General features: G+C 72.0%; 16 protein-coding genes. 10 read left to right on the plus strand and 6 right to left on the minus strand.

Annotation, left to right across the window (positions count from 1 at the left end; all coding sequences use genetic code 11):
- The first annotated feature begins 365 nt into the window (after window positions 1-365).
- From EV190_RS22945 to araA, 6 genes are all read left to right on the plus strand, one after another.
- The gene (locus EV190_RS22945) at window positions 366-881 is read left to right on the plus strand and encodes a putative immunity protein (RefSeq protein WP_208113300.1); all 516 of its coding nucleotides are present in this window, start codon (window positions 366-368) and stop codon (window positions 879-881) included.
- 80 nt (window positions 882-961) lie between these two features.
- Window positions 962-1,414 (plus strand): hypothetical protein, encoded by a 453-nt coding sequence (locus tag EV190_RS22950; protein WP_208113301.1) that lies wholly within the window; start codon window positions 962-964, stop codon window positions 1,412-1,414.
- 466 nt (window positions 1,415-1,880) lie between these two features.
- A complete protein-coding gene (locus EV190_RS22955) occupies window positions 1,881-2,330 on the plus strand; it encodes a substrate-binding domain-containing protein (protein ID WP_133743700.1) in 450 nt (149 codons plus the stop codon).
- A gap of 138 nt (window positions 2,331-2,468) precedes the next feature.
- Entirely contained in the window at window positions 2,469-3,032 is a 564-nt protein-coding gene (locus tag EV190_RS22960; RefSeq protein ID WP_133743701.1) for an ABC transporter permease subunit, read from the plus strand.
- 37 nt (window positions 3,033-3,069) lie between these two features.
- Entirely contained in the window at window positions 3,070-4,083 is a 1,014-nt protein-coding gene (locus EV190_RS22965; RefSeq protein ID WP_133743702.1) for a LacI family DNA-binding transcriptional regulator, read from the plus strand.
- A 119-nt stretch (window positions 4,084-4,202) separates the two neighbouring features.
- A complete protein-coding gene (araA, locus tag EV190_RS22970) occupies window positions 4,203-5,711 on the plus strand; it encodes an L-arabinose isomerase (protein WP_133743703.1) in 1,509 nt (502 codons plus the stop codon).
- A 190-nt stretch (window positions 5,712-5,901) separates the two neighbouring features.
- Here araA and EV190_RS22975 read toward each other — a convergent pair whose 3' ends face one another.
- The 3 genes from EV190_RS22975 to EV190_RS22985 are packed head-to-tail and all read right to left on the minus strand — an operon-like array spanning window position 5,902 to window position 11,257.
- The gene (locus tag EV190_RS22975) at window positions 5,902-6,744 is read right to left on the minus strand and encodes a thioesterase family protein (protein WP_133743704.1); all 843 of its coding nucleotides are present in this window, start codon (window positions 6,742-6,744) and stop codon (window positions 5,902-5,904) included.
- Between the two features lie 35 nt (window positions 6,745-6,779).
- Window positions 6,780-9,455: an FAD-dependent oxidoreductase gene (locus EV190_RS22980; RefSeq protein ID WP_133743705.1), complete on the minus strand. Its 2,676-nt coding sequence runs from the start codon at window positions 9,453-9,455 to the stop codon at window positions 6,780-6,782.
- Window positions 9,452-11,257 carry a fatty acyl-AMP ligase gene (locus tag EV190_RS22985; RefSeq protein ID WP_166655532.1) on the minus strand — a complete coding sequence of 602 codons (1,806 nt, stop codon included), beginning with the start codon at window positions 11,255-11,257 and terminating at the stop codon, window positions 9,452-9,454. Before EV190_RS22985 ends, EV190_RS22980 begins: the two co-directional genes overlap by 4 nt.
- Before the next feature lie 1,014 nt (window positions 11,258-12,271).
- Here EV190_RS22985 and EV190_RS22990 point away from each other — a divergent pair.
- From EV190_RS22990 to EV190_RS23005, 4 genes are all read left to right on the plus strand, one after another.
- The gene (locus EV190_RS22990) at window positions 12,272-13,114 is read left to right on the plus strand and encodes a metallophosphoesterase family protein (protein WP_133743707.1); all 843 of its coding nucleotides are present in this window, start codon (window positions 12,272-12,274) and stop codon (window positions 13,112-13,114) included.
- 276 nt (window positions 13,115-13,390) lie between these two features.
- On the plus strand, window positions 13,391-13,777 hold the full coding sequence (locus EV190_RS22995) for a hypothetical protein (RefSeq protein WP_133743708.1): 387 nt from the start codon (window positions 13,391-13,393) through the stop codon (window positions 13,775-13,777).
- A 129-nt stretch (window positions 13,778-13,906) separates the two neighbouring features.
- Window positions 13,907-16,345: a SpoIIE family protein phosphatase gene (locus EV190_RS23000; RefSeq protein WP_133743709.1), complete on the plus strand. Its 2,439-nt coding sequence runs from the start codon at window positions 13,907-13,909 to the stop codon at window positions 16,343-16,345.
- Window positions 16,346-16,445: 100 nt separating this feature from the next.
- A complete protein-coding gene (locus EV190_RS23005; RefSeq protein WP_243742745.1) occupies window positions 16,446-16,610 on the plus strand; it encodes an aldo/keto reductase in 165 nt (54 codons plus the stop codon).
- Window positions 16,611-16,744: 134 nt separating this feature from the next.
- Here the strand turns inward: EV190_RS23005 and EV190_RS23010 are convergent, their stop codons facing one another.
- The 3 genes from EV190_RS23010 to EV190_RS23020 all read right to left on the minus strand — a co-directional run bounded on the left by EV190_RS23010 (window position 16,745) and on the right by EV190_RS23020 (window position 19,091).
- Window positions 16,745-17,740: an aldo/keto reductase gene (locus EV190_RS23010; RefSeq protein WP_133743710.1), complete on the minus strand. Its 996-nt coding sequence runs from the start codon at window positions 17,738-17,740 to the stop codon at window positions 16,745-16,747.
- A gap of 56 nt (window positions 17,741-17,796) precedes the next feature.
- Window positions 17,797-18,381 carry a recombinase family protein gene (locus EV190_RS23015; protein ID WP_243742746.1) on the minus strand — a complete coding sequence of 195 codons (585 nt, stop codon included), beginning with the start codon at window positions 18,379-18,381 and terminating at the stop codon, window positions 17,797-17,799.
- A 275-nt stretch (window positions 18,382-18,656) separates the two neighbouring features.
- Window positions 18,657-19,091 carry a hypothetical protein gene (locus EV190_RS23020; protein WP_133743712.1) on the minus strand — a complete coding sequence of 145 codons (435 nt, stop codon included), beginning with the start codon at window positions 19,089-19,091 and terminating at the stop codon, window positions 18,657-18,659.
- Window positions 19,092-19,660 lie beyond the last annotated feature (569 nt).

Consider the following 19,660-nt stretch of genomic DNA (forward strand, 5'->3'; position numbering starts at 1 on the left):
GCGGGGCGGGGGGGTGGGGGCCTCGCCGGCCCCCTGTGGGTCGGTGGGGTGGGGGGGGGGTGTCGGGCTTTGGGTTTTCTCCCCTCCCCGCCCCCGAACGGGGCACAACCCCCACGACCGTCAACAAAACCACCGGTGCCCGAACCACCCCCGCGCCGGAGGTTCCCTAGCGTTCGCTCAACAACTGTGACACGCCTGCCGTCTCGCCGGATCCACAGGTCTCCTGCGGGAGGCGTTTGAGGGTTTGGCTGCGGATCACTGGGCTCCGCAGTCCCCAACCTTCCACCGGAGGTTCACAGTTACGATGACAAGGTATGTCGACGAGCCCTGCGAGGAGTCCTCGCCCCGCGCGCGTACCGGACCTTGTGCTGACCCTGGACGAGCTCAGAACCGTCACCGCCTTCAATCTGGCCTGCGCCGAGCAGGTCATCGACCTGTTCGAACGCGCTCGGCCCGACGACTCCCGTCCGAGGGAGGCGCTGAACGCCGCGGCGGAATTCGCGCGAGGTGGTCCGCGATCCAAAGCACAGCGGGTGAGCGCTCCCGCGGCTCACCGAGCAGCCAAGGACGTCAGCGGATCTGCCGCGCACGCGGCCATGGCGGCTGGGGACACCGCGGCATCGGCGTACCTGCACCCGCTGGCAGACGCCGCCCAGGTGGGACACATCCTGCGCGGGCCCGCCCACTGCGTTCTCGCGCTGGAACAACGCCTGGTCGATCCGTTGTCGCGCTCGGATGCGGTCTCGGTGGTGATGCGCTCCATCAGCCCCCGGGTGGTCGATGTGCTGGCGCGCTACCCGCGCGCCCACACCCGCCAGGCGGATGTCGCGATCGTGATGAGCGATCTCGACACGAGGATCCGTACGGGGATGCCCCTGTGAACCTCGGAAGCGGAGGAGCGCGGGGGACAGACAATGCTCGACCGGCGGTGACCGCCGTTGGACGGCGCCGCTCCGTCGGCGTGAGCGTGGACGGGTCGGTGGTTGCCGCGGGCACACCCCGGTCGACGGAGTACAGCGTCGGCGCGTGGCGCGACATCGTCGCGGTGGCCGCTGGGAACGTGCGCACTGCCTCGAACACCGGCCGATCGCACACCGTGGGCCTGCGGACGAACGGGACGGTTGTCGCGGTCGGCTGGAACGGGGACGGCCAGTGTGATGTCGCCGGCCGGGCGGATGTGGTGGCCGTCGCCGGATGGCGACGCACGCTTGCCGTCCTCGCGAACGGCACTGCGCACGCGACCGGTCGCCCCGATGAGGGGGCGTGCGAGGTCGACGGGTGGAGGGAGATCGTCGCTACCGCGGCGGGGGACTGGCACTCCGTGGGCCTTCGCGCAGATGGGTCCGTTCTCGCCGCCGGCGACAACGATGACGGGCAGTGCGACATCGCGCACTGGCACCTCCGGACCCGCTGATCCGGCCTTGAGAGATTCCTCCAGCCATCACTCCTCGGAGCCCCCGATGTCCCGTCCAGAAGCCGTCTTGGCACCGCGTCACCGACTGGTCGCCGCCGTTCTCACGGTTGGCCCGTGACTCCGGTCCGTACAGCCGGTGGAGACGGATCTCTTGGTCGACAACCCATCGGGCGGGGGCTGCGCCCCGGGGCCCGGCTTTCGCCTCCCAGTGACGTACGCCGCATTTGTTAACGCTAACATACAGAGCGTCACCCCCTGTGCCAATGTCACCCCCGAAAGCCCCCTCCGGCATGTCGGCCTTTGAACCCTGACTGGAAAGCACCTTGACGCGACAAGTGTTAGCGCTCACAATCAACTTCACAGTGATTGCGGTCACACAACCACCGCAGGTAGCGCCGACCTGCGCCCTCCCTCGCCCCCGGCCGAAACACGAGCGGCCCATCCCCTGAAGCAGGAGAGCGTGCCCATGTTCAGGAAGACGATCGTCTCCGCCGTCGGCGTGCTGCCGGCGGGCCCACCGACCGCCTGCGGCGGTGGCGGAACCACCCCCGGCGCCGACGACCGGATCACGATGGGGTTCGCCCAGGTCGGCGCCGGGAGCGGCCGGCGCACCGCCAACAGCCGGTCGATCCAGGAGGCGGCCGAGGCCGCAGGGATCGACCTGCGGTTCTCCGACGCCCGGCAGAAGCAGGAGAACCAGATCAAGGCGCTCCGCTCCTACAGCCAGCAGGACGTCGACGTCAGCGCGTTCAGCCCCGTCGTGGAGGCCGACGGGAACACCGTGCTGCCGGGGGCCCGGCGTGCGCAGATCCCGGTGATCCCGACCGACCGCGCCGTGGCCACCGAGGACGAGTCGCTGTACGCGACCTTCCTCGGCTCGGACTTCGTGGAGGAGGGCCGGAAGGTCGGCGAGTGACTCGTCGAGGAGACCGCCGGGGAGACCGCCTTCACCCAGGACCAGGCCCGGGAAGCGTTCCCCGACCGCCGGTACTGACCCCCGAGGCCGTTCGACGGGGCGGCGGCGCGGCCCCGCCCCGCCGCCAGGAAGGCAACCATGACAACCAGCGGCACCGCGGCGCCGGTCGTGGAGATGACCGGCGTCACCATCGACTTTCCCGGGGCCGCGGCGAGACTGCCCGCGCCGCTGGCCTTCGTCCCGCCCAGCGTGCTCATCGCGCTGGCCGTCGCGGCGGCCGCGGCCTCCGTGCTGCACCCGACCCTCTTCGGCCGCACGGTCTACGCCGTGGGCGGCAGCGAGTCCTCCGCGACGCTGATGGGCCTGGGCGTAGCGCGCGTCAAGGTCGGCGTGTACGTGGTCAGCGGGCTGTGCTCCGCGCTGGCCGGGCTGCTGTTCACCTTCTCCATGCTCTCGGGGTACAGCCTGCACGCCCTGGGCGCCGAACTCGACGCCATCGCCGCCGTCGTGATCGGCGGGACCCTGCTGTCGGGCGGGGTCGGGTTCGTATTCGGCTCGCTGCCGGGCGTCCTCGTCCTCGGTGTGATCCAGACCTTCATCTCCTTCGAGGGGACTTTGAGTTCCTGGTGGACCAAAATCGTCATCGGGGTGCTGCTGGTGTCCGTCGTCATCCAGCGCCTCACCGTCCGAGAGCCTCGATGAGGCCGCACAGCGCAGACGAGAGAGAGGAGACCAGGGCATGACTGCCGAGTCTCCGGCGCCGGTCATGGCGGACGTCGCCCGACTGGCCGGTGTCTCCCACCAGACGGTCTCACGGGTCGTCAACAACCTGCCCAACATCAAGCCCAGCACCCGCAAGCGCGTCGAGGACGCGATCGCGGCCCTGGGCTACCAGCCCAACACCGCCGCGCGGGCACTCGTGACGCGCAAGTCCGGCGCGATCGGCCTCATCGGCGTCGAGACGAACCTGTACGGGCCGGTCAGCATCCGCAACAGCGTCGAGAAGGCGATCCGGGACGCGGGCTACTTCTCCATCTCGGTCACCCTGCAGAGCACCACCACCGACGCGCTGCGCTCGGCGATCGACCACCTCACCCGCCAGTCGGTCGAGGGCATCGTCATGATCGTCACGCAGGCCGACGCGCTGGAGATGGTGCGCTGGCAGCGGTTCGGCGCCCCGCTCGTGGTCGTGGAGGGCGACCTGTCCCAGGGCCGGTTCGCGGTGGGGGTCGACCAGACGCTCGGCGCCACGCTGGCGGTGCGCCACCTGCTGGAGCTGGGCCACACCCGGATCGCGCACGTCGCCGGGCCCGCCGACTGGACCGAGGGGGAGGCCCGGAGCGCGGCCTGGCGGGACGCCCTCGCCGCCGCCGGGATCGCCGAGCGCCCGCTCTGGCAGGGGGACTGGTCCGCCGGGAGCGGGTACCGCGCGGGCCTGGAGATCGCCGCGGACCCCTCGCTGACCGCGGTCTTCGTCGCCAACGACCAGATGGCGATCGGGGTGCTGCGCGCGCTGCACGAGAGCGGGCTGCGCGTCCCCGGGGACATCAGCGTCGTGGGGTTCGACGACACGCCCGAGTCCGGCTACCTGATCCCGCCGCTGACCACCGTGCGCCAGGAGTTCGGGCTGGTGGGCGAGCGCGCCATGGAGATCCTGCACGCCGCGATCACCGGCCGGGACGAGGACCTCGCCCGGCTCGTCGAGCCCGTCTTCGTCCCCCGCGCCAGCACCGCGCCGCCCGCGCCGCGGTGAGGCGCCCGGACACCGCCCGGGCGCCGCCGCGGCGTCACCGTCCCCGTCCCCGACCGGCACACAACGCCAACACGTCCACGCCGCGACGCCGCGGATGCGGTAACGAAGGAGATCCCACCATGCGACCTTCCACGCACGAGCGCGAGATCTGGTTCCTCACCGGCAGCCAGGGACTGTACGGGGAGGACACCCTGGCCCAGGTGGCCGACCAGTCCCGCGCCATCGCCCGGGCGCTCGACGACAGTCCGCACGTGCCCTTCGAGGTCGTCTGGAAGCCCGTGCTGACCGACGCCGAGTCGATTCGCGACCGCCTCTCCGAGGCGAACTCCGCCCCCGGGTGTGTCGGCGTCATCGCCTGGATGCACACCTTCTCACCGGCCAAGATGTGGATCGCCGGGCTCGACGCGCTGCGCGTTCCGCTGCTGCACCTGCACACCCAGACCAACGTCGGGCTCCCGTGGGGCGAGATCGACATGGACTTCATGAACCTCAACCAGGCCGCGCACGGCGACCGCGAGTTCGGGCACGTCCAGACCCGCGTGGGCGTGCGGCGCAAGACCGTGGCCGGCCACGTCTCCAACCCCGCGGTGGCCCGCCGGGTGGGGGCGTGGGCGCGCGCGGCGGCCGGGCACCACGAGCTGCGGTCGCTGCGGCTCGCCCGGTTCGGGGACAACATGCGCGACGTGGCGGTCACCGAGGGGGACAAGGTCGAGGCCCAGCTGCGCTTCGGGGTGTCCGTCAACACCTACGGGGTCAACGACCTGGTCGCGGTCGTCGACGACGTGCCCGACCACGAGGTGGACGGTCTGGTCGAGGAGTACGAGGAGGCCTACGAGGTCGCGCCCGAGCTGCGCAGGGGCGGCGGGCGCCACGCGTCGCTGCGCTACGGCGCCCGCCTCGAGATCGGCGTCCGCCGCTTCCTGGACGAGGGCGGGTTCGGCGCCTTCACGACCAACTTCGAGGACCTGGGCGGGTTGCGCCAGCTTCCCGGCCTCGCGGTGCAGCGGCTGATGGCCGACGGCTACGGGTTCGGCGGGGAGGGCGACTGGAAGACCTCGGTCCTGCTGCGGGCGGTCAAGACCATGGGGCGCGGCCGTCCCGGGGGCACGTCCTTCATGGAGGACTACACCTACCACATGGTGGAAGGGCAGGAGAAGATCCTGGGCGCCCACATGCTGGAGGTCTGCCCGAGCATCGCCGCGCGGCGCCCGAGCCTGGAGATCCACCCCCTGGGGATCGGCGGGCGCGAGGACCCGGTGCGCCTGAAGTTCACGGCCGCGCCGGGGCCCGCGGTGGTCGCGGGGCTGAGCGACGTGGGCGACCGCTTCCGCCTGACGGTCAACGAGGTCGACGTCGTCGAACCGGACGCGCCGCTGACCAGGCTGCCGGTGGCGTGTGCGGTGTGGGAGCCGCGCCCGTCCCTGTCGACCTCGGCCGAGGCGTGGCTGATGGCGGGCGCGCCGCATCACACGGTCCTGTCGAGCGCGGTGGGCGTCGAGGAGCTCGACGACTTCGCCGAGATGACCGCCACCGAGCTCCTGCGCATCGACGCCGACACGACCCCCCGCGCCTTCCTGCGCGAACTCCGCTGGAACCAGGCCTACCACCGCCTCGCCGCGGGCCTGTGACCCGCCGGGCGGCCCGGACCGGCCGATCCGTTTCGAGGCGGGCCGGCGGGCGGAGGCCGGAACCGCGATGATCCCGACGCCGGCGTCCTGACGTGTCCGTTCGGGGGACGCCGGCGTCGAGGTCGCCGACCGGGCTCCCGCAAGCCGGACACCACGGGCCCCAGCGGACGCGCGTCCGGGACGGAACCGGTCAGCGGCCCCCGGGGGCGGGGTGGTCGGGGATCCGCACGGCCGCGATCTGGGTGGCCTGGGCGACCAGGCGGCCCTTGGCGTCCCAGGCGTGCGCGGTCAGGTCCATGGTCCCGGCTCCCACCTCGGTGGCCCGCAGGCGGGTCCGCAGGGGGCCGGGGGCGGGCAGCCGCCGCACGTAGGCGCTGAACTGGACGGTCGGCGCCCATCCCGCGATGCCCAGGTCCAGGGAGGCCGATGGGATCACGTCGAGGGCGACCAGCACGCTGAGCGGGTCCCAGTCCGCGCCGTCCGCCAGGCGCTGCCATCCCGCGACTACCCCGCGGCCCGACGGGGCCCCGACCGCGAACCCGAGGAGCCCGGGGTCCAGGCGGTGCTCGACCACTCCCAGCAGGGGTGCGCTCAGGCCCAGTTCGGGGACCTCGGACGGGGCCAGGAAGCACTCCCGCTCGGCGGGCAGCTCGACCGGGGCGGCCTCGGACCACCACGCGTCCCGATCCTCCAGCAGCCCCTGGGTGACCAGGCACTCCGCCTTCAACCGGTCCTCCTGGAGCAGCCGGGCGCGCATCTGGGTGGCCCCCCGGCCCGCGCGCAGCACCTCCACCTCGGCGACCGCGTCACCCGGCTCGGGGGGCTCGACGAAGGAGGCGCTCACCGCCGTCAGGTGCGGGTGCCCGCCCGCGGCGGCGGACGCGGCGCGCCCCAGGACCGCGAGCAGGTATCCGCCGTGCGGCCTGCCGCCGACGCTCCAGGCCGGGTCCAGGACGACGTCGAACGCCTCCCCGGCGCCGGCGCCGGTGCCGCCGCGCGGGCGCACCGCTGTCGCCGACTCGAAAACCGTCATCTCTCCTCCTTCTCCGTCAACCCGCCAGGTCTTCCTCACGCCCGGGCAGCGGCCTCGGCCCGGTCCCCCGGCTGCGCGCCCACCAGGTCCGCCAGATGCAGCGCGACCGCGTCCGCGGTGGGCAGTTCCAGCAGCAGCGTCGGCGACACCCGGAACCCCAGCCAGTCGGACAACTGCCCCTGCACCTCGGCGACGGCCAGCGAGTCCAGGAGGTAGTCGTCGAGCGGGGCGTGCGGGTCGATCCGCTCCCCCGCCTCTGCGGCGATCCGGTCCAGCAGCCACTCCCGGATCTCGTCGGCGCCCGGGCCGGCCTGCCGCGGGGAGGAGGCCGCGGCGCCCGGGGCAGCCTCCTCGCCCTCCTTGCCGGCCCCGCTGGGGAGGTCCGCGGAGAAGAAGCGCCGGACGAGTTCGCGGGAGTAGGCGACGTTGGTCTCGACCAGCTCGTAGCCCAGGAGGCTGCCCGCGTAGTAGGTGCTGTTGCGGCCCTGCATGCGCTCGACGCGGTCCAGGACGCCATCCGCCACGTCGGCTCCGGCGAAGTGCGGCATGAACGGCCACCTGCGGACCATCAGCACCTCCTCGACCCGCCCGCCCAACCGGGCGACGTCCTCGCCGAGCCGGGTTCCCGCGTTCCCGGCGTCGAGGCCGTCGGCGCCGTACAGGTAGCAGGTGTAGACGTCGCTGTCGGCGTACCTGTGGTGGTAGGCGACGCAGTGGCCCGGCTCCGCGGACGCGGCGGTGTGCTCGCCCACGAGGTGGAAGCCCTCCCGGAACAGCCCCGAGATCCGGCACACCACGGTGTAGTAGTCCACCGCGCGAATCCTGGACGCGATGTCCCGCTCCTCCTCGGTGGCGTCGAGCAGGGGGAGCACCCGCTCCAGGGACGGCGTGACGACCAGCGCGTCCGCGCGCACGGTCCCCTCGCTGGTGCGCACCGCCACCCCCTGGCCGGTGCGCTCCACCGACTCGACCCGGGTCCCGGTGCGCACGTCGGCGAGCCCTTCCGCGACCCTCCGCCACAGCCGCGCGAACCCGTCCCGGACGGTGAAGGTCCCCGCGTGTCCGGCCAGTCGCGACCGCCCCGAGAACAGCCCGGTCATCTCGGCGTACTTGACGAAGTACAGCGCGGGCAGGTCGCCGCGCAGGTGTCCGTAGCCCGAGGCCGTGTAGCCGTCGCCCAGCGACTCGGCCATGGCGTCCAGGCCGTTGTCGCGCAGCCAGTCGGAGACGGGGTCGGCCAGTTGGCGGGCCGAGTGCGCCAGGCCGGGCCGCCGGATGTCGGGGAAGCGCTCGCCGCGGAGCCTGGAGTAGCGCGCGAACTCCCCCGGCCGGAAGAAGGCGGAACCGGGCGGCCGGGACCGCCCGTCGGCGCCGTGCACGCGCGACGGCGTGGCGTCCTCGGTGTCGACCCCGAACTCGGCCGCGAGCCGGGCCAGCTCCTCGTACTGCGGGGTGCAGATGTGGGCGCCCAGGTCGTAGGCGCGGCCGTCCACGCGGATCGACGCGGACTTGCCCCCGACCTCCGGTTCGCTCTCCAGCACCACCACCCGGTGGCCCGCCCGCTCCAGTTCGTGCGCCGCCGCCAGCCCGCTGGCGCCGGCTCCGATGACGCATACGGTCCGCCGGGCGGCCGGCGCCGCGGGTTCCGGAGCGCGCGCGCCGGTGCGCGCGCCGTGGGCCGCCCGGTAGACGAGCGCCCGGACGTGGTTGACCGAGGCCGCCTCCAGGGGCGACCGCGCCAGGGCGATGCCGAGGCCCTCGGGGGCCCCGGCCGGGTCGAACAGCGCCCGCTCGGCGGCCGCGCCGTCGAGGGGGGCGTCGAACCGCAGCTCGGCGATGGTCCGGTAGGGGTGCTCGCGCTCGGACCACAGCAGGGAGGGGTCGAGCCCGGTCCGGTTCTCGTCGGCGTCCTCGCCCAGGGGACGCAGTTGCAGTTGGAGCAGCGCGGTGGTCCCGCCCGCGTCGACCTCCGCTCGGAGCGCGTCGCCCAGCAGCGTCGGCGGCCGGTGGTCGCCGGGGGCGCGGGGCGGGGCCGCGGGAGGGGAGACGGGGAACCGGAGCCCGCCGGGGTTGTGGCGGCCCGGGTCCGGCGCGCCCTCGAAGGGGACGACGCGGTAGCGGGCCAGCCACGGCCGCCCGGTTCCGTCGACGTACAGGCGCGGCACCTGCGAGTGGTAGTGGTAGCGGGGGTAGGAGACCGGTTCGCGGACCTGCTCCCACACGGCCTCGCGCAGGTGGGGGAACTCGCGCGCCATGGCCTCCTTGTCGGCGTCGGTGCCGAAGGTGAACCGGTGGAACATCGAGGCGTTGGCCGCGAACAGGCGGCGCCCGGTGTTGAGGGTCAGGTTGAACGGGGACCGCTCGGGGTCCCCGGGGTCCACCGGGTCCAGGAGCATCAGCGACATCCCCCGGGTGGCGGGCAGGACCTCGTCCGCCCGCTCGCCGCTGCTGTAGCGGGTGAGCACCGGGTGGCGCCGCCCCGGCGCGAAGAACGGGTGCGGCGCGGGGCCGGGGGACGCGACGAACTCGATCTCGCCCCGCACCGCCGCGGCGTCGGCGTGGAAGAAGCGCCTGCGTGTGCGGCGCGACGTCCGGGGCATCACCTCGAACCGCTCCAGGAGCGCGGCGAGGTCCGCGCCGAACTCGCGCAGGCCCGGGTCGTCGGGGCCGGTCGAGAAGCGGAGGCCGACGGCCCCGAAGGAGTCGCTCACCGCGCCACCTCCACCGGGGCCGGCTTCCGCGCGTCCTCCAGGTAGGCGGCCCGGCAGGCGTTGCGGCGGATCTTCCCGCTCGTGGTCTTCAGGACCAGCCCGCGGCGGCCCACGACCACGTCCTCGCAGACGATGCCGTGGGCGTCCGCCACCACCCGGCGGACCGCCCGCGCGATCGCGCTCCGCTCCTCGTCCCCCGGGTCCCCGTTGGCCTCCACGAGGAGCACCAGCCGCTCGCCCGCCGTGTCGGCCTCCTCTGCGGGGACCGGGAAGGCGGCGACGCCCCCGGCCCGGACCAGGGGATGGCAGCCTCGGACGCTGTCCTCGATGTCCTGCGGGTAGTGGTTGTGCCCCCGGACGATGATCATGTCCTTGAGCCGGCCGGTGACGAACAGCTCCCCCTCGTGGAGGAATCCCAGGTCGCCCGTCCGCAGGTACTCCCGGGGGTCCCCGTCCGCCACGCGCGCCCGGAAGACCTCGCGGGACTGCTCCGGCAGGCCCCAGTAGCCGCGGGCCTTGGTCACCGAGTCGACCCAGATCTCCCCGACCCGGCCCGGGTCGCACGGACGGCGGGTCTCCGGGTCCACCACGCGCAGGCTCGCGCCCGGTTTGGTGACGGTTCCGCAGCTGTGGTAGACCGCGACGGGCCGCACCGGGTCGTCCCCGGCGGGCACGGCCCGGCCCCGCCCGATCTCGGCGGCGTCCACGCGCAGTGGTCCGCTGCCGCCCATCGTCAGGCTGAGGGTGTGCTCGGCCAGCCCGTAGGTGGGGTAGAACGCCTCGGGCGGGAACCGCGCCTCGGCGAAGGCGTTCAGGAAGCGCTCGACGGTTCCAGGGCGGATCAGCTCCCCCGAGGACCCCGCGACCCGGAGCGAGGAGAGGTCCCACCCGGCTCTCTGCTGCGGAGTCGTCTTGCGAACGACCAGGTCGAACGCGAAGTTGGGCGCGGCCGTGTGCGTGGCGCGCACCCGGGAGGCGACGTCGAACCACACGGCCGGCCGCCGCAGGAAGCTCAACGGGGACAGCACATGGGTGCGGGAGGAGTGCCCCACGAGGGTGTTGAGCAGGAAGCTGATCAGTCCGAGGTCGTGGAAGTGCGGGACCCAGGTCACCGCGACGGTGTCGTCGCCCAGGCCCAGGTCCCGGGCGATGGCGTCCAGTTCATGGTGGATGTTGCGGTGGCTGACGACCACGCCCTTGGGCGACCCGGTCGAACCGGAGGTGTACTGCAGGAACGCGGGGTCGTCCAGGTCGGCGGCCTCGTGCCACGCCCCGAGGTCGGGGGCCGCGTCCGGCACCGGACCGGGCTGGTCGGTGCACTCCCACGGGAGGTCCGGCCAGGACGGGGAGCCGGGGGCGGGCGGTTTGGCGCGGGCTCCGGTCTCGACCAGCTCCCGGTAGACGCCGTGCGTCAGGACGGCCCGGGCCCCCGAGTTCTCCGCGACGGCCGCGAGGACCCCGATGTCGTGCCCGAGCTTGAAGGGGTTCGGCGGGGCGACCGGGACCGGGACGACCCCCGCCGCCAGGCAGCCCAGGAACGCGCTGACGAAGTCGAGCGAGGGAAGGTAGACCAGGACCGCCCGGTCTCCGGGCGCCAGCCCCCGCTCCACCAGGGCCGCCCGGATCCGCTCGGCGTCCCAGGCCAGCCGTCGCACCGTCATCGTCTCGACGTCCTCGCCGTCGTCGTCGGTGAAGACGAGGAGCTCCCGGTCGGGGACGCGTTCGTGGAGTTCGCGGAACCGCGTCGGCACAGGGCGCTCACCGAGGGAGGTGCGCGGCCCGCGGGCGTTCGTATCGGCCATGGGTCCCCCTTTGTGGAGAAGTAACGGTTCCGCACCCGCCATTGGGTAACCGAAATCCGATCGAGGCGCACCGACGCCGCATCCACCTTCGGTGACTAATTCTCTGGTGCCGCGTCGGGATCCTGGAAAAATTAGCACAGGCGCGCTTACAGGCGGCATCCGCGTTCCGCCGACTTCTCGGTGACAAGCGGAGCCATGCGAATTCCCATCCGCCGCCGCGCCCGCCGCCGAGGCTTCCCTCCGGTCTTCCCGCGTCACAGCCGGACAGGGCGCGTGTCCGTCCCGGCTCCGCGAAAGACCCCGGCACCCCGGAGGGACGACGGCCGCCGTCCCCCGCGAATCGGGGGCTCGGTCGCCGGGAACCGGCCCACGCCGCGCGAAACGCGACCCGGAGTCCCGAACCGGAAATCCGGATCACCCGGAATTCATCCGCTCTTAATGTCGGAAAAGAATGGCGAATTCGAAACCCGGCCCTGATGCCGCGCCACCCCTTTCTCTTTCCCCGGCCACGGAGCGCGGCCCCGCCCTGCGGCCTTCCCCCCTATTCCCCGACCCCGCGCGCCGGCGGCGCGCGGGGCGCCTCCGGGGGCAACGCACTGGTCCACGCCGTTGTCCCCGGCACCGCGCCGCCGAAATCGGTGACACGAAAATCACACACCGTAAAAACAACTCAAAGCCAACAAACAAGAACCAATAAACAACAAAGAGCCACAACAAGGCGACGGTGCGTCGACTCCCGCTCCGCCTCCGCCTCCGAACGCGCCGGAGCAGTCGGGGAATTCACCCAGCAGCCACCACCGAAAGTGGACTCCCGGTTACGGGAAGACACTCCCCGGGCCGGTGGCGGATCAGGCGAACCACCGGCCGGCCGCCGGCGCCCGGGACGGCCCTTGGTACCTTGATCATCGGAACGCGCGCGGCCGGCCGCGTTCGGTGAAGGGGCGAGTGCCTGGAGGGCGTCTTGGCGCACCGCACACACGCGTGTCCACCACCGCGCCCGTCGGGAGCGCGCCCGTGAGCACCGCTGAGAAGCGCCTTTACGCGGTCAGCGACCTGCACGTCTCCTACCAGGAGAACCAGAGGGTCCTGGACGGGATCCGCCCCTCGTCCGAGAACGACTGGCTGATCGTCGCCGGTGACGTCGCCGAGACCGTCGCCGCCGTCCGTGCCGCGCTCGAACTGCTCAGCCGCCGGTTCGCCAGGGTGCTGTGGGTCCCGGGCAACCACGAGCTGTGGACCCACCCCCGCGACGAGGTCGGCCTGCGCGGGAACGAGAGGTACCTGCACCTGGTGCGGATCTGCCGGGAGCTGGGCGTGACCACCCCCGAGGACCCCTACCCGGTGTGGACCGGTCCCGGGGGCCCGGCCGCCGTCGTCCCGCTGTTCCTCCTCTACGACTACTCGTTCCTCCCTCCCGGCGCCGCGACCAGGGAGGACGCCCTCAAGCGCGCCTACGACGCCGGCGTGGTCTGCACCGACGAGTTCCTGCTGCACCCCGACCCCTACCCCGACCGGGCGAGCTGGTGCGCGGCGCGCGTCGAGGAGAGCGAGCGCAGACTCTCCGAGCTCGACCCCTCGCTGCCCACCGTCCTGGTGAACCACTGGCCGCTGGTGCGCCAACCCACCGACGTGCTCCACCACCCCGAGTTCGCCCAGTGGTGCGGCACCACCCGGACCGCCGACTGGCACGTGCGGTTCAACGCCCTGGCCTCGGTCTACGGCCACCTGCACATCCCGCGCGGCACCCGGTACGACGGGGTCAGGTTCGAGGAGGTCTCGCTCGGCTACCCGCGGGAGTGGCGCCGCCGGGGCCCGGCACCGAACCCGCTGCGCCAGATCCTGCCGCACCCGAGGTAGGGAAGCTCCGGCGCGGGGGTGAATTCGGGCACCGGTGGTTTTGTTGACGGTCTTGGGCTTTCCGCCCGTTTCGGGGCCGGGAAGGGCAGAAAGCCCAAGACCGTCAACTGAACCCTCACGCGGCGGACACCGTGGGCACGGGGGTGTTTCCCAGCGCCCGCCCAGCGTCAGCCGGTCCGGTCGAGTGCTGGCCGGTACCGGCCAGCACTCGACCTCCGCGCGGCCGCGCGCATCAGAACAGACGCACGCAGCCACTCGACCAGCGAAGGACCGGCGATGTCCGCGACCACCCTGCGCCCGTTCCATCTCGACGCCCCCGCGGTGGGGATCACCGCGCTGATCACCGACTCCAACGCGCCCGAGCACCGGGGCTGCCACCTGGCCCTGGCCGCCGCCCCGCACGACCGGCACATGGTCTCCGTCCGGCGCGCCGACACCGACTCCTGGATCCCGCTGCTCACCCGCGGCGCGGCGCTGGCCTCCCTCCCCGGCCGCGAGGCCGACGCCGATACGGTCCTGGCCGCCCTGGACCGCCTGGCCGCGCACGTCTGCTCCCCCGGCCGGGCCGTGGACGTGGGCGCGCGGGGCGTGTTCGTCGACGGCCGCGTCCCCGGCACCCGGGTCCGCCGCCGACGCGGGTTCGCCGCGGCCGCGGCCGCGTGACTGCCCTTCCCACGCCCCGCCCCGCCCCGGGTCGCGGCCGCGTGTCCGGGAGGCCCTGACGGGGTCAGCGGATAGGCTCTCAAGTGCAAGGACTCACCGCAGACCCCGGCGATGGCGAGATGAGCGTCGATGGACAGGAACACCGCCGCCCCCTGGGGCGGGGCCGACGGCCCCGTTCCCGTGACCCATACGGCCGTGGCCGTGGTCGGCCGGGACGGCGCCGTCCTGGCATGGAGCGAGGGCGCCGAGTGGCTCCTGGGGTACACGCCCGCCGAGGTCGTCGGATTCCCGGTGGCCGACCTGTACGCCCCGGGCGAGACCGGGGTGGTGCCCCCCGACTGGTATCTGACCTCCCGGTCCGGTTGGGAGGACGAGATCTCCGTGCTGCACCGGGACGGCCACCCCCTGCGGATCCGCGTCCAGGCCCAGCCGATGGCCGACGCGCACGGCGGGACCCTGTGGTTCCTGGGCGCCGGCCTCCTGGAACCGGACCCGCAGCCGCCCGCCGGCGTCGGCGCGGTCGGGAGCGGGGACCTCAGGAGCTGGGCCCTGGAGCAGCTCCCGTTCCCCGTGGCGGTCTACGACCACCGGATGCGGCTGGCCGACGCCAACGACAGCATGCTGCGCATCATGGGCCGTCCCCTCGACCTGGCGGTGGGCCTGCGCCTGACCGAGATCTCCCCGAACCCCTCCTTCGTCGAGTTCGACCGGCTCACGGAACAGGCGCTGCGCAACGGCAAGGCCATCCACCACGAGGCCCACGGCCGCTTCTCCGGCGACCGGCGGGAGAACGCCTGGTCGATGTCCTTCGTCCCGCTCAAGGACCGCTCGGGCCTGACGCACGGCGTGGCCACCGTACTGCTGGACACCACCGACCAGTACTGGGCCCGCCGCAGGCTGGCCGTCCTGAACGAGGCCAGCACCCGCATCGGCAGCACCCTGGACATGAGGCTCACCGCCCAGGAGACCACGGACGTGGCAGTCCCCCAATTCGCCGACTTCGCGGCCGTCGACCTGCTCGAATCGGTCCACTCCGGCGAGGAGCCCACCGCGGGGCCGATCACCGGCCCGGTCACGCTGCGCCGCATCGCCCACCGGGCGGCGGTGGCCGACCTGCCCGAGTCCGCGGACAGGCTGGGGAAGCTTCAGCGCTACCCCGCGTACTCGCCTCCCGCCCGCTGCCTGGCCCAGGGCCGTTCCGTCGGGTACCGGGCCGACGACCCCGACTTCGTGCGCTGGATCTCCGAATCCCCCGATCGCGTCAAGGTCGTCCGCGACTACCGGGTCCACTCGGTGCTGGTGGTGCCCCTGCTGGCCCGCGAGGCCATCCTGGGGGTGGTCCTGTTCCTGCGCCACGGGGACTCCGACCCCTTCAACGACGACGACCTGAAGCTCGCCGAGGAGATCGCGGCCAAGGCCGCGGTCTCCGTCGACAACGCCCGCCGCTACACCCGCGAGCGCGCCACCGCGCTGGCCCTGCAGCGGAGCCTGCTCCCGCAGCGGCTGCCCCGGCACGCGGCGGTGGACGTGGCCACCCGATACCTGCCCGCCTCGTCCCGGTTCGGCATCGGCGGCGACTGGTACGACGTCATCCCGCTGTCGGGCAGCCGCGTCGCCCTGGTCGTGGGCGACGTCGTGGGCCACGGTCTGCACGCCTCGGCCACGATGGGCCGGCTGCGCACGGCCGTACGCACCCTGGCCGACGTCGACCTGCACCCCGAGGAACTCCTGGCCCACCTCGACGACCTCGTCGTCCACCTCAACACCGAGGAGGAGACCCCGTTCGGCACCCAAGGCGACATCGGCGCCTCCTGCCTGTACGCGGTCTACGACCCGATCTCGCGGCGCTGCGTCATGGCCCGCGCCGGCCACCCCCCGCCCGCCGTCGTCACCCCCGACGGCGCGGTCGATTTCGTCGACCTGCCCGCCGGACCGCCCCTGGGGGTCGGCGGCCTGCCGTTCGAGACCACCGAGTTCGAGCTGTCCCCCGGCAGCCTGCTGGTCCTGTACACCGACGGCCTCGTCGAGGCCGCGGGCCGCGACATCGGACTGGGGCTCAGCGGGCTGCGCCGCGCCCTCGCCGAACCGGCGCCGTCCCTGGACGCCGCCTGCGACACCATCCTGCGGACGCTGCTCCCGAACGGCGCCGTCGACGACGCCGCCCTGCTCGTCGCCCGCACCCGCGCCCTCGACGCGCACAAGGTCGCCACGTGGGACCTGCCCTCCGACCCGGCGATCGTCGGCCAGGTCCGCGCGTGGACCTCCGAGCAGCTCGCCGCCTGGGGCCTGGAGGACATGGTGTTCACCACCGAGCTGGTGGTCAGCGAACTGGTCACCAACGCGATCCGCTACGCCAGCGCGCCCATCCAGCTGCGGCTGATCCAGGACAGCGCCCTCATCTGCGAGGTCTCCGACGCCAGCAACACCGCCCCGCACCTGCGGCGCGCCCGCACCCTCGACGAGGGCGGGCGCGGCCTGTTCCTCGTCGCCCAGCTCAGCCAGCGCTGGGGCACCCGCCACAAGATGACCGGCAAGACCATCTGGGCCGAGCAGGCCCTGCCGGGCTGAACCGCGCGGGGAAGGACCGGCTCGCCCGAGCCGGCAGCGCCGGCGAAGCGTCGGGGCGGCCCTTGCCCGGAGCGGGCCCGAAGGTGTTGGCTGGGGTCTCATGGAGTACACGCAACTCGGACGCACGGGACTCAAGGTCAGCAGGCTGGTCCTCGGGACCATGAACTTCGGACCGCAGACCGACGAGGCCGACAGCCACGCCATCATGGACGCCGCGCTGGACGCGGGGCTGAACTTCTTCGACACGGCAAACCGGCAACTTTGACGCCAGGTTGCACAGTAGCGCATCGCTGACGCTCACCGCTCCTGCGGACCCCGAGTGGAAACGACGAAGCCGCCGCCTCCCACTCGCTTCGAACGCAAGCAGAAGGCGACGGTCCCTCACACAGACCCGCTACCTCACCATGCGAAGGCCTCGGGAGACGGTCCGGGACCGGGGAAGATCTCGTCCAGAGACGTCAGCAGCTCCTCGCTCAGCTCCAGCTCCAGCTCCAGGGCACGCAGTGCCGAGTCCAGCTGCTCCTGCGTGCGGGGGCCGACGATCGGGCCGGTGACGCCGGGGCGTGTCAGCAGCCAGGCGAGCGCCGTTTCACCGGGCTCCAGGCCGTGCTTGTCGAGGAGGTTCTCGTACGCCTGGATCTGCTCGCGTGTCTTGGCGTCCTTGAGCGCGTCGGCAGCACGGCCGCTCGCTCGGCGCCCCTCCGTGGCCTCCTTCTTGAGGACTCCGCCGAGCAGCCCGCCGTGCAGCGGCGACCACGGGATGACCCCGAGGCCGTAGTCCTGCGCGGCAGGGATGACCTCCATCTCGGCGCGGCGCTCGGCGAGGTTGTAGAGGCACTGCTCGCTGACCAGGCCGTACGACCCGCGCCGGGCTGCGGCCTCGTTTGCCTGGGCGATCTTGTAGCCGGGAAAATTGGACGACCCCGCGTAGAGGATCTTGCCCTGCTGGACCAGGACGTCGATCGTCTGCCAGATCTCTTCGAACGGCGTCGACCGGTCGATGTGATGGAACTGGTAGATGTCGATGTAGTCGGTCTGCAACCGCTTGAGGGAGGCGTCGACGGCACGGCGGATGTTCACCGCGGACAGCTTGTCGTGGTTGGGCCAGACGTCCCCGTCGCCCGCCATGTTCCCGTACACCTTGGTGGCGAGGACCGTCCTGTCGCGCCGCCCGCCACCCTGGGCGAACCAAGTACCGATGATCTCCTCGGTGCGGCCCTTGTTCTCACCCCACCCATAGACGTTGGCCGTGTCTACGAAGTTCAGACCCGCGTCGAGAGCGGCGTCCATGATGCCGTGGCTGGTTGATTCGTCTGTCTGCGGACCGAAGTTCATGGTGCCGAGGACGAGTCGGCTGACCTTGAGTCCGGTGCGTCCGAGGTGCGTGTACTCCATGGGCCACAAGCCAACTGCTTCGAGCCCGCTCCAGGCAAGGGCATCAGGTGCCGCCGTCAGGAGTCGTCTACGAGGTGGCGGTACAGCGTGGCCCGGGAGACGCCCAGAGCCTTGGCGATGGCGCTGACGCTTTCTCCCTTCGCCTTCCTCGCGCGGGCCACGGTCAGCACGTCCTCGTTCACGACGGACGGCCGTCCGCCGGTACGCCCCTGCGCCTTGGCTGCGTCAAGTCCGGCGCGGGTGCGCTCCTTGATGAGGCTGCGCTCGAACTCCGCCATGGCTCCGACCACCTGAAGCATGAGACGACCATCGGCCGTGCCGGGGTCGATGTTGGCCAGTGCACCCGTGAGCACCTTGAACCCGATACCACGCTCCCGAAGCGCGTCGACCATGGTCACAAGGTCGATGAGCGACCGGGCAAAGCGGTCGAGCTTCCACACGCACAGGGTGTCGCCGGCGCGGGCGTAGTCGAGTGCTGACCGCAGCTCCGGCCGGTCGGCGTTCTTGCCCGACGCCTTGTCCTCGAAGACCCGGGCACAGCCTGCGGCCGTCAGTGCGTCCCGCTGCAACTGCGCTTCCTGGTCATCGGTGGAGACGCGGGCGTAACCGATGAGCTGACCGGTGATCGTGTTCGTCGTCACGGCCGGGACTGTCTCAGAACTCATCTCAATACGTCAAGCTCAAGACGGGCGTTTCGAGACGGGTTTTGAACAGCGCTACACCCCCTCCAGAGACGCTTGCCATCTCGTCTCACAAACCTTGGTTTTCGAGACGGTCCATGCTGGCCTGTGTGGGGCGACTGCCGCACCCCTCGGGACGCTTGCCCGTCTGTACGCCTCCTTTTTGGGACCAGGGTCCCAAGTTCTACTGGCCCCCTTTGATCGGATGACTCCACTGGCAGGGGTGGAGTGTCTCGCTAATCCTCCTTGCCCTGGTCAGCTTCATCGTCCGCCCAGGGGTTCAGGGTGGCGAAGTGACGGATTCGCTCCTGCTCGGCGGCTTCGTCGGCGGCGTCGTAGTGCCGTATCTGCTTCCACCAGCGGTCGTAGTCGTAGCCGTCGCAGTGGTTGAAGTCGAGGGCAGTGCTGCGGAGCCGCTGCCACTCACGCACGATCGCAGCCCGCTGCCACGGTTCGGGCCGCTCCACCGTGAGGAGTTGGTACAGAAAGCCCGCTGAGTCGCTGACCAGGATGAGCAGGGACCGCATCGCGAAAGAGGTCTCGCCGGTCTCGCCGACCCCCGCGGACACTCGCCCCAACTGCGCGTTGAGGAACGCCTCCAGGGCGCGGACGTTCTCGGCGGTCAGATCGGCGGCGTAGATGAGGGTGCGTTCAGGTGGTGGGTTCGTCATACGGATGGGTCCTACCTTTCGTGCGGTGCCAACTGGAGCATTCCGGGTGAAGCTGAATCAACCTGGTATTCCCGTGGGCCAGAAGACCCTGGTGCGGCGGGGACCAAAGAAGTGCGTACAGACACACACCCCTTCAGACACGTGCCCCTTCGTCCACAGCAAGGCTCTTCGCGCCCGTCTCGCGGCCTGCCCGGTGTTCGACCGGCAAAGCCAGGCGTGCACCCCGCTCGTCGATGGCAGGCAGACGTGACGGCAGGGGCAGGGGGTGGGGGCATGACCCCCGAAGGGGGCAAGCCAGACCGCCATGTCATGGCAGCCAAGATTCCGCCACGGTTCCGGGGCCGTCTGCCCTCCCCGCAGGCTGCCACGGTGAGAGCGTATGGCCTGGTCACAGACCACCTTGCCTTGCTTGCAGCGGCGGAAAGCCGCAAGGAACAGGGCCTAACGACTGCACCTGCGGGGCGCGGCAGCGCCCCCTAGATCGTTGATGGGAAATCCCTGAAACGCCTGCGCCCATGGCGAAGGGCGTCGAGGATCGGTGTGTGAAAACTGACCTTGACGCCCTTCTG

The sequence above is a fragment of the Actinorugispora endophytica genome, from assembly GCF_004363075.1.
GTDB classification, from domain to species: Bacteria; Actinomycetota; Actinomycetes; order Streptosporangiales; family Streptosporangiaceae; genus Actinorugispora; species Actinorugispora endophytica.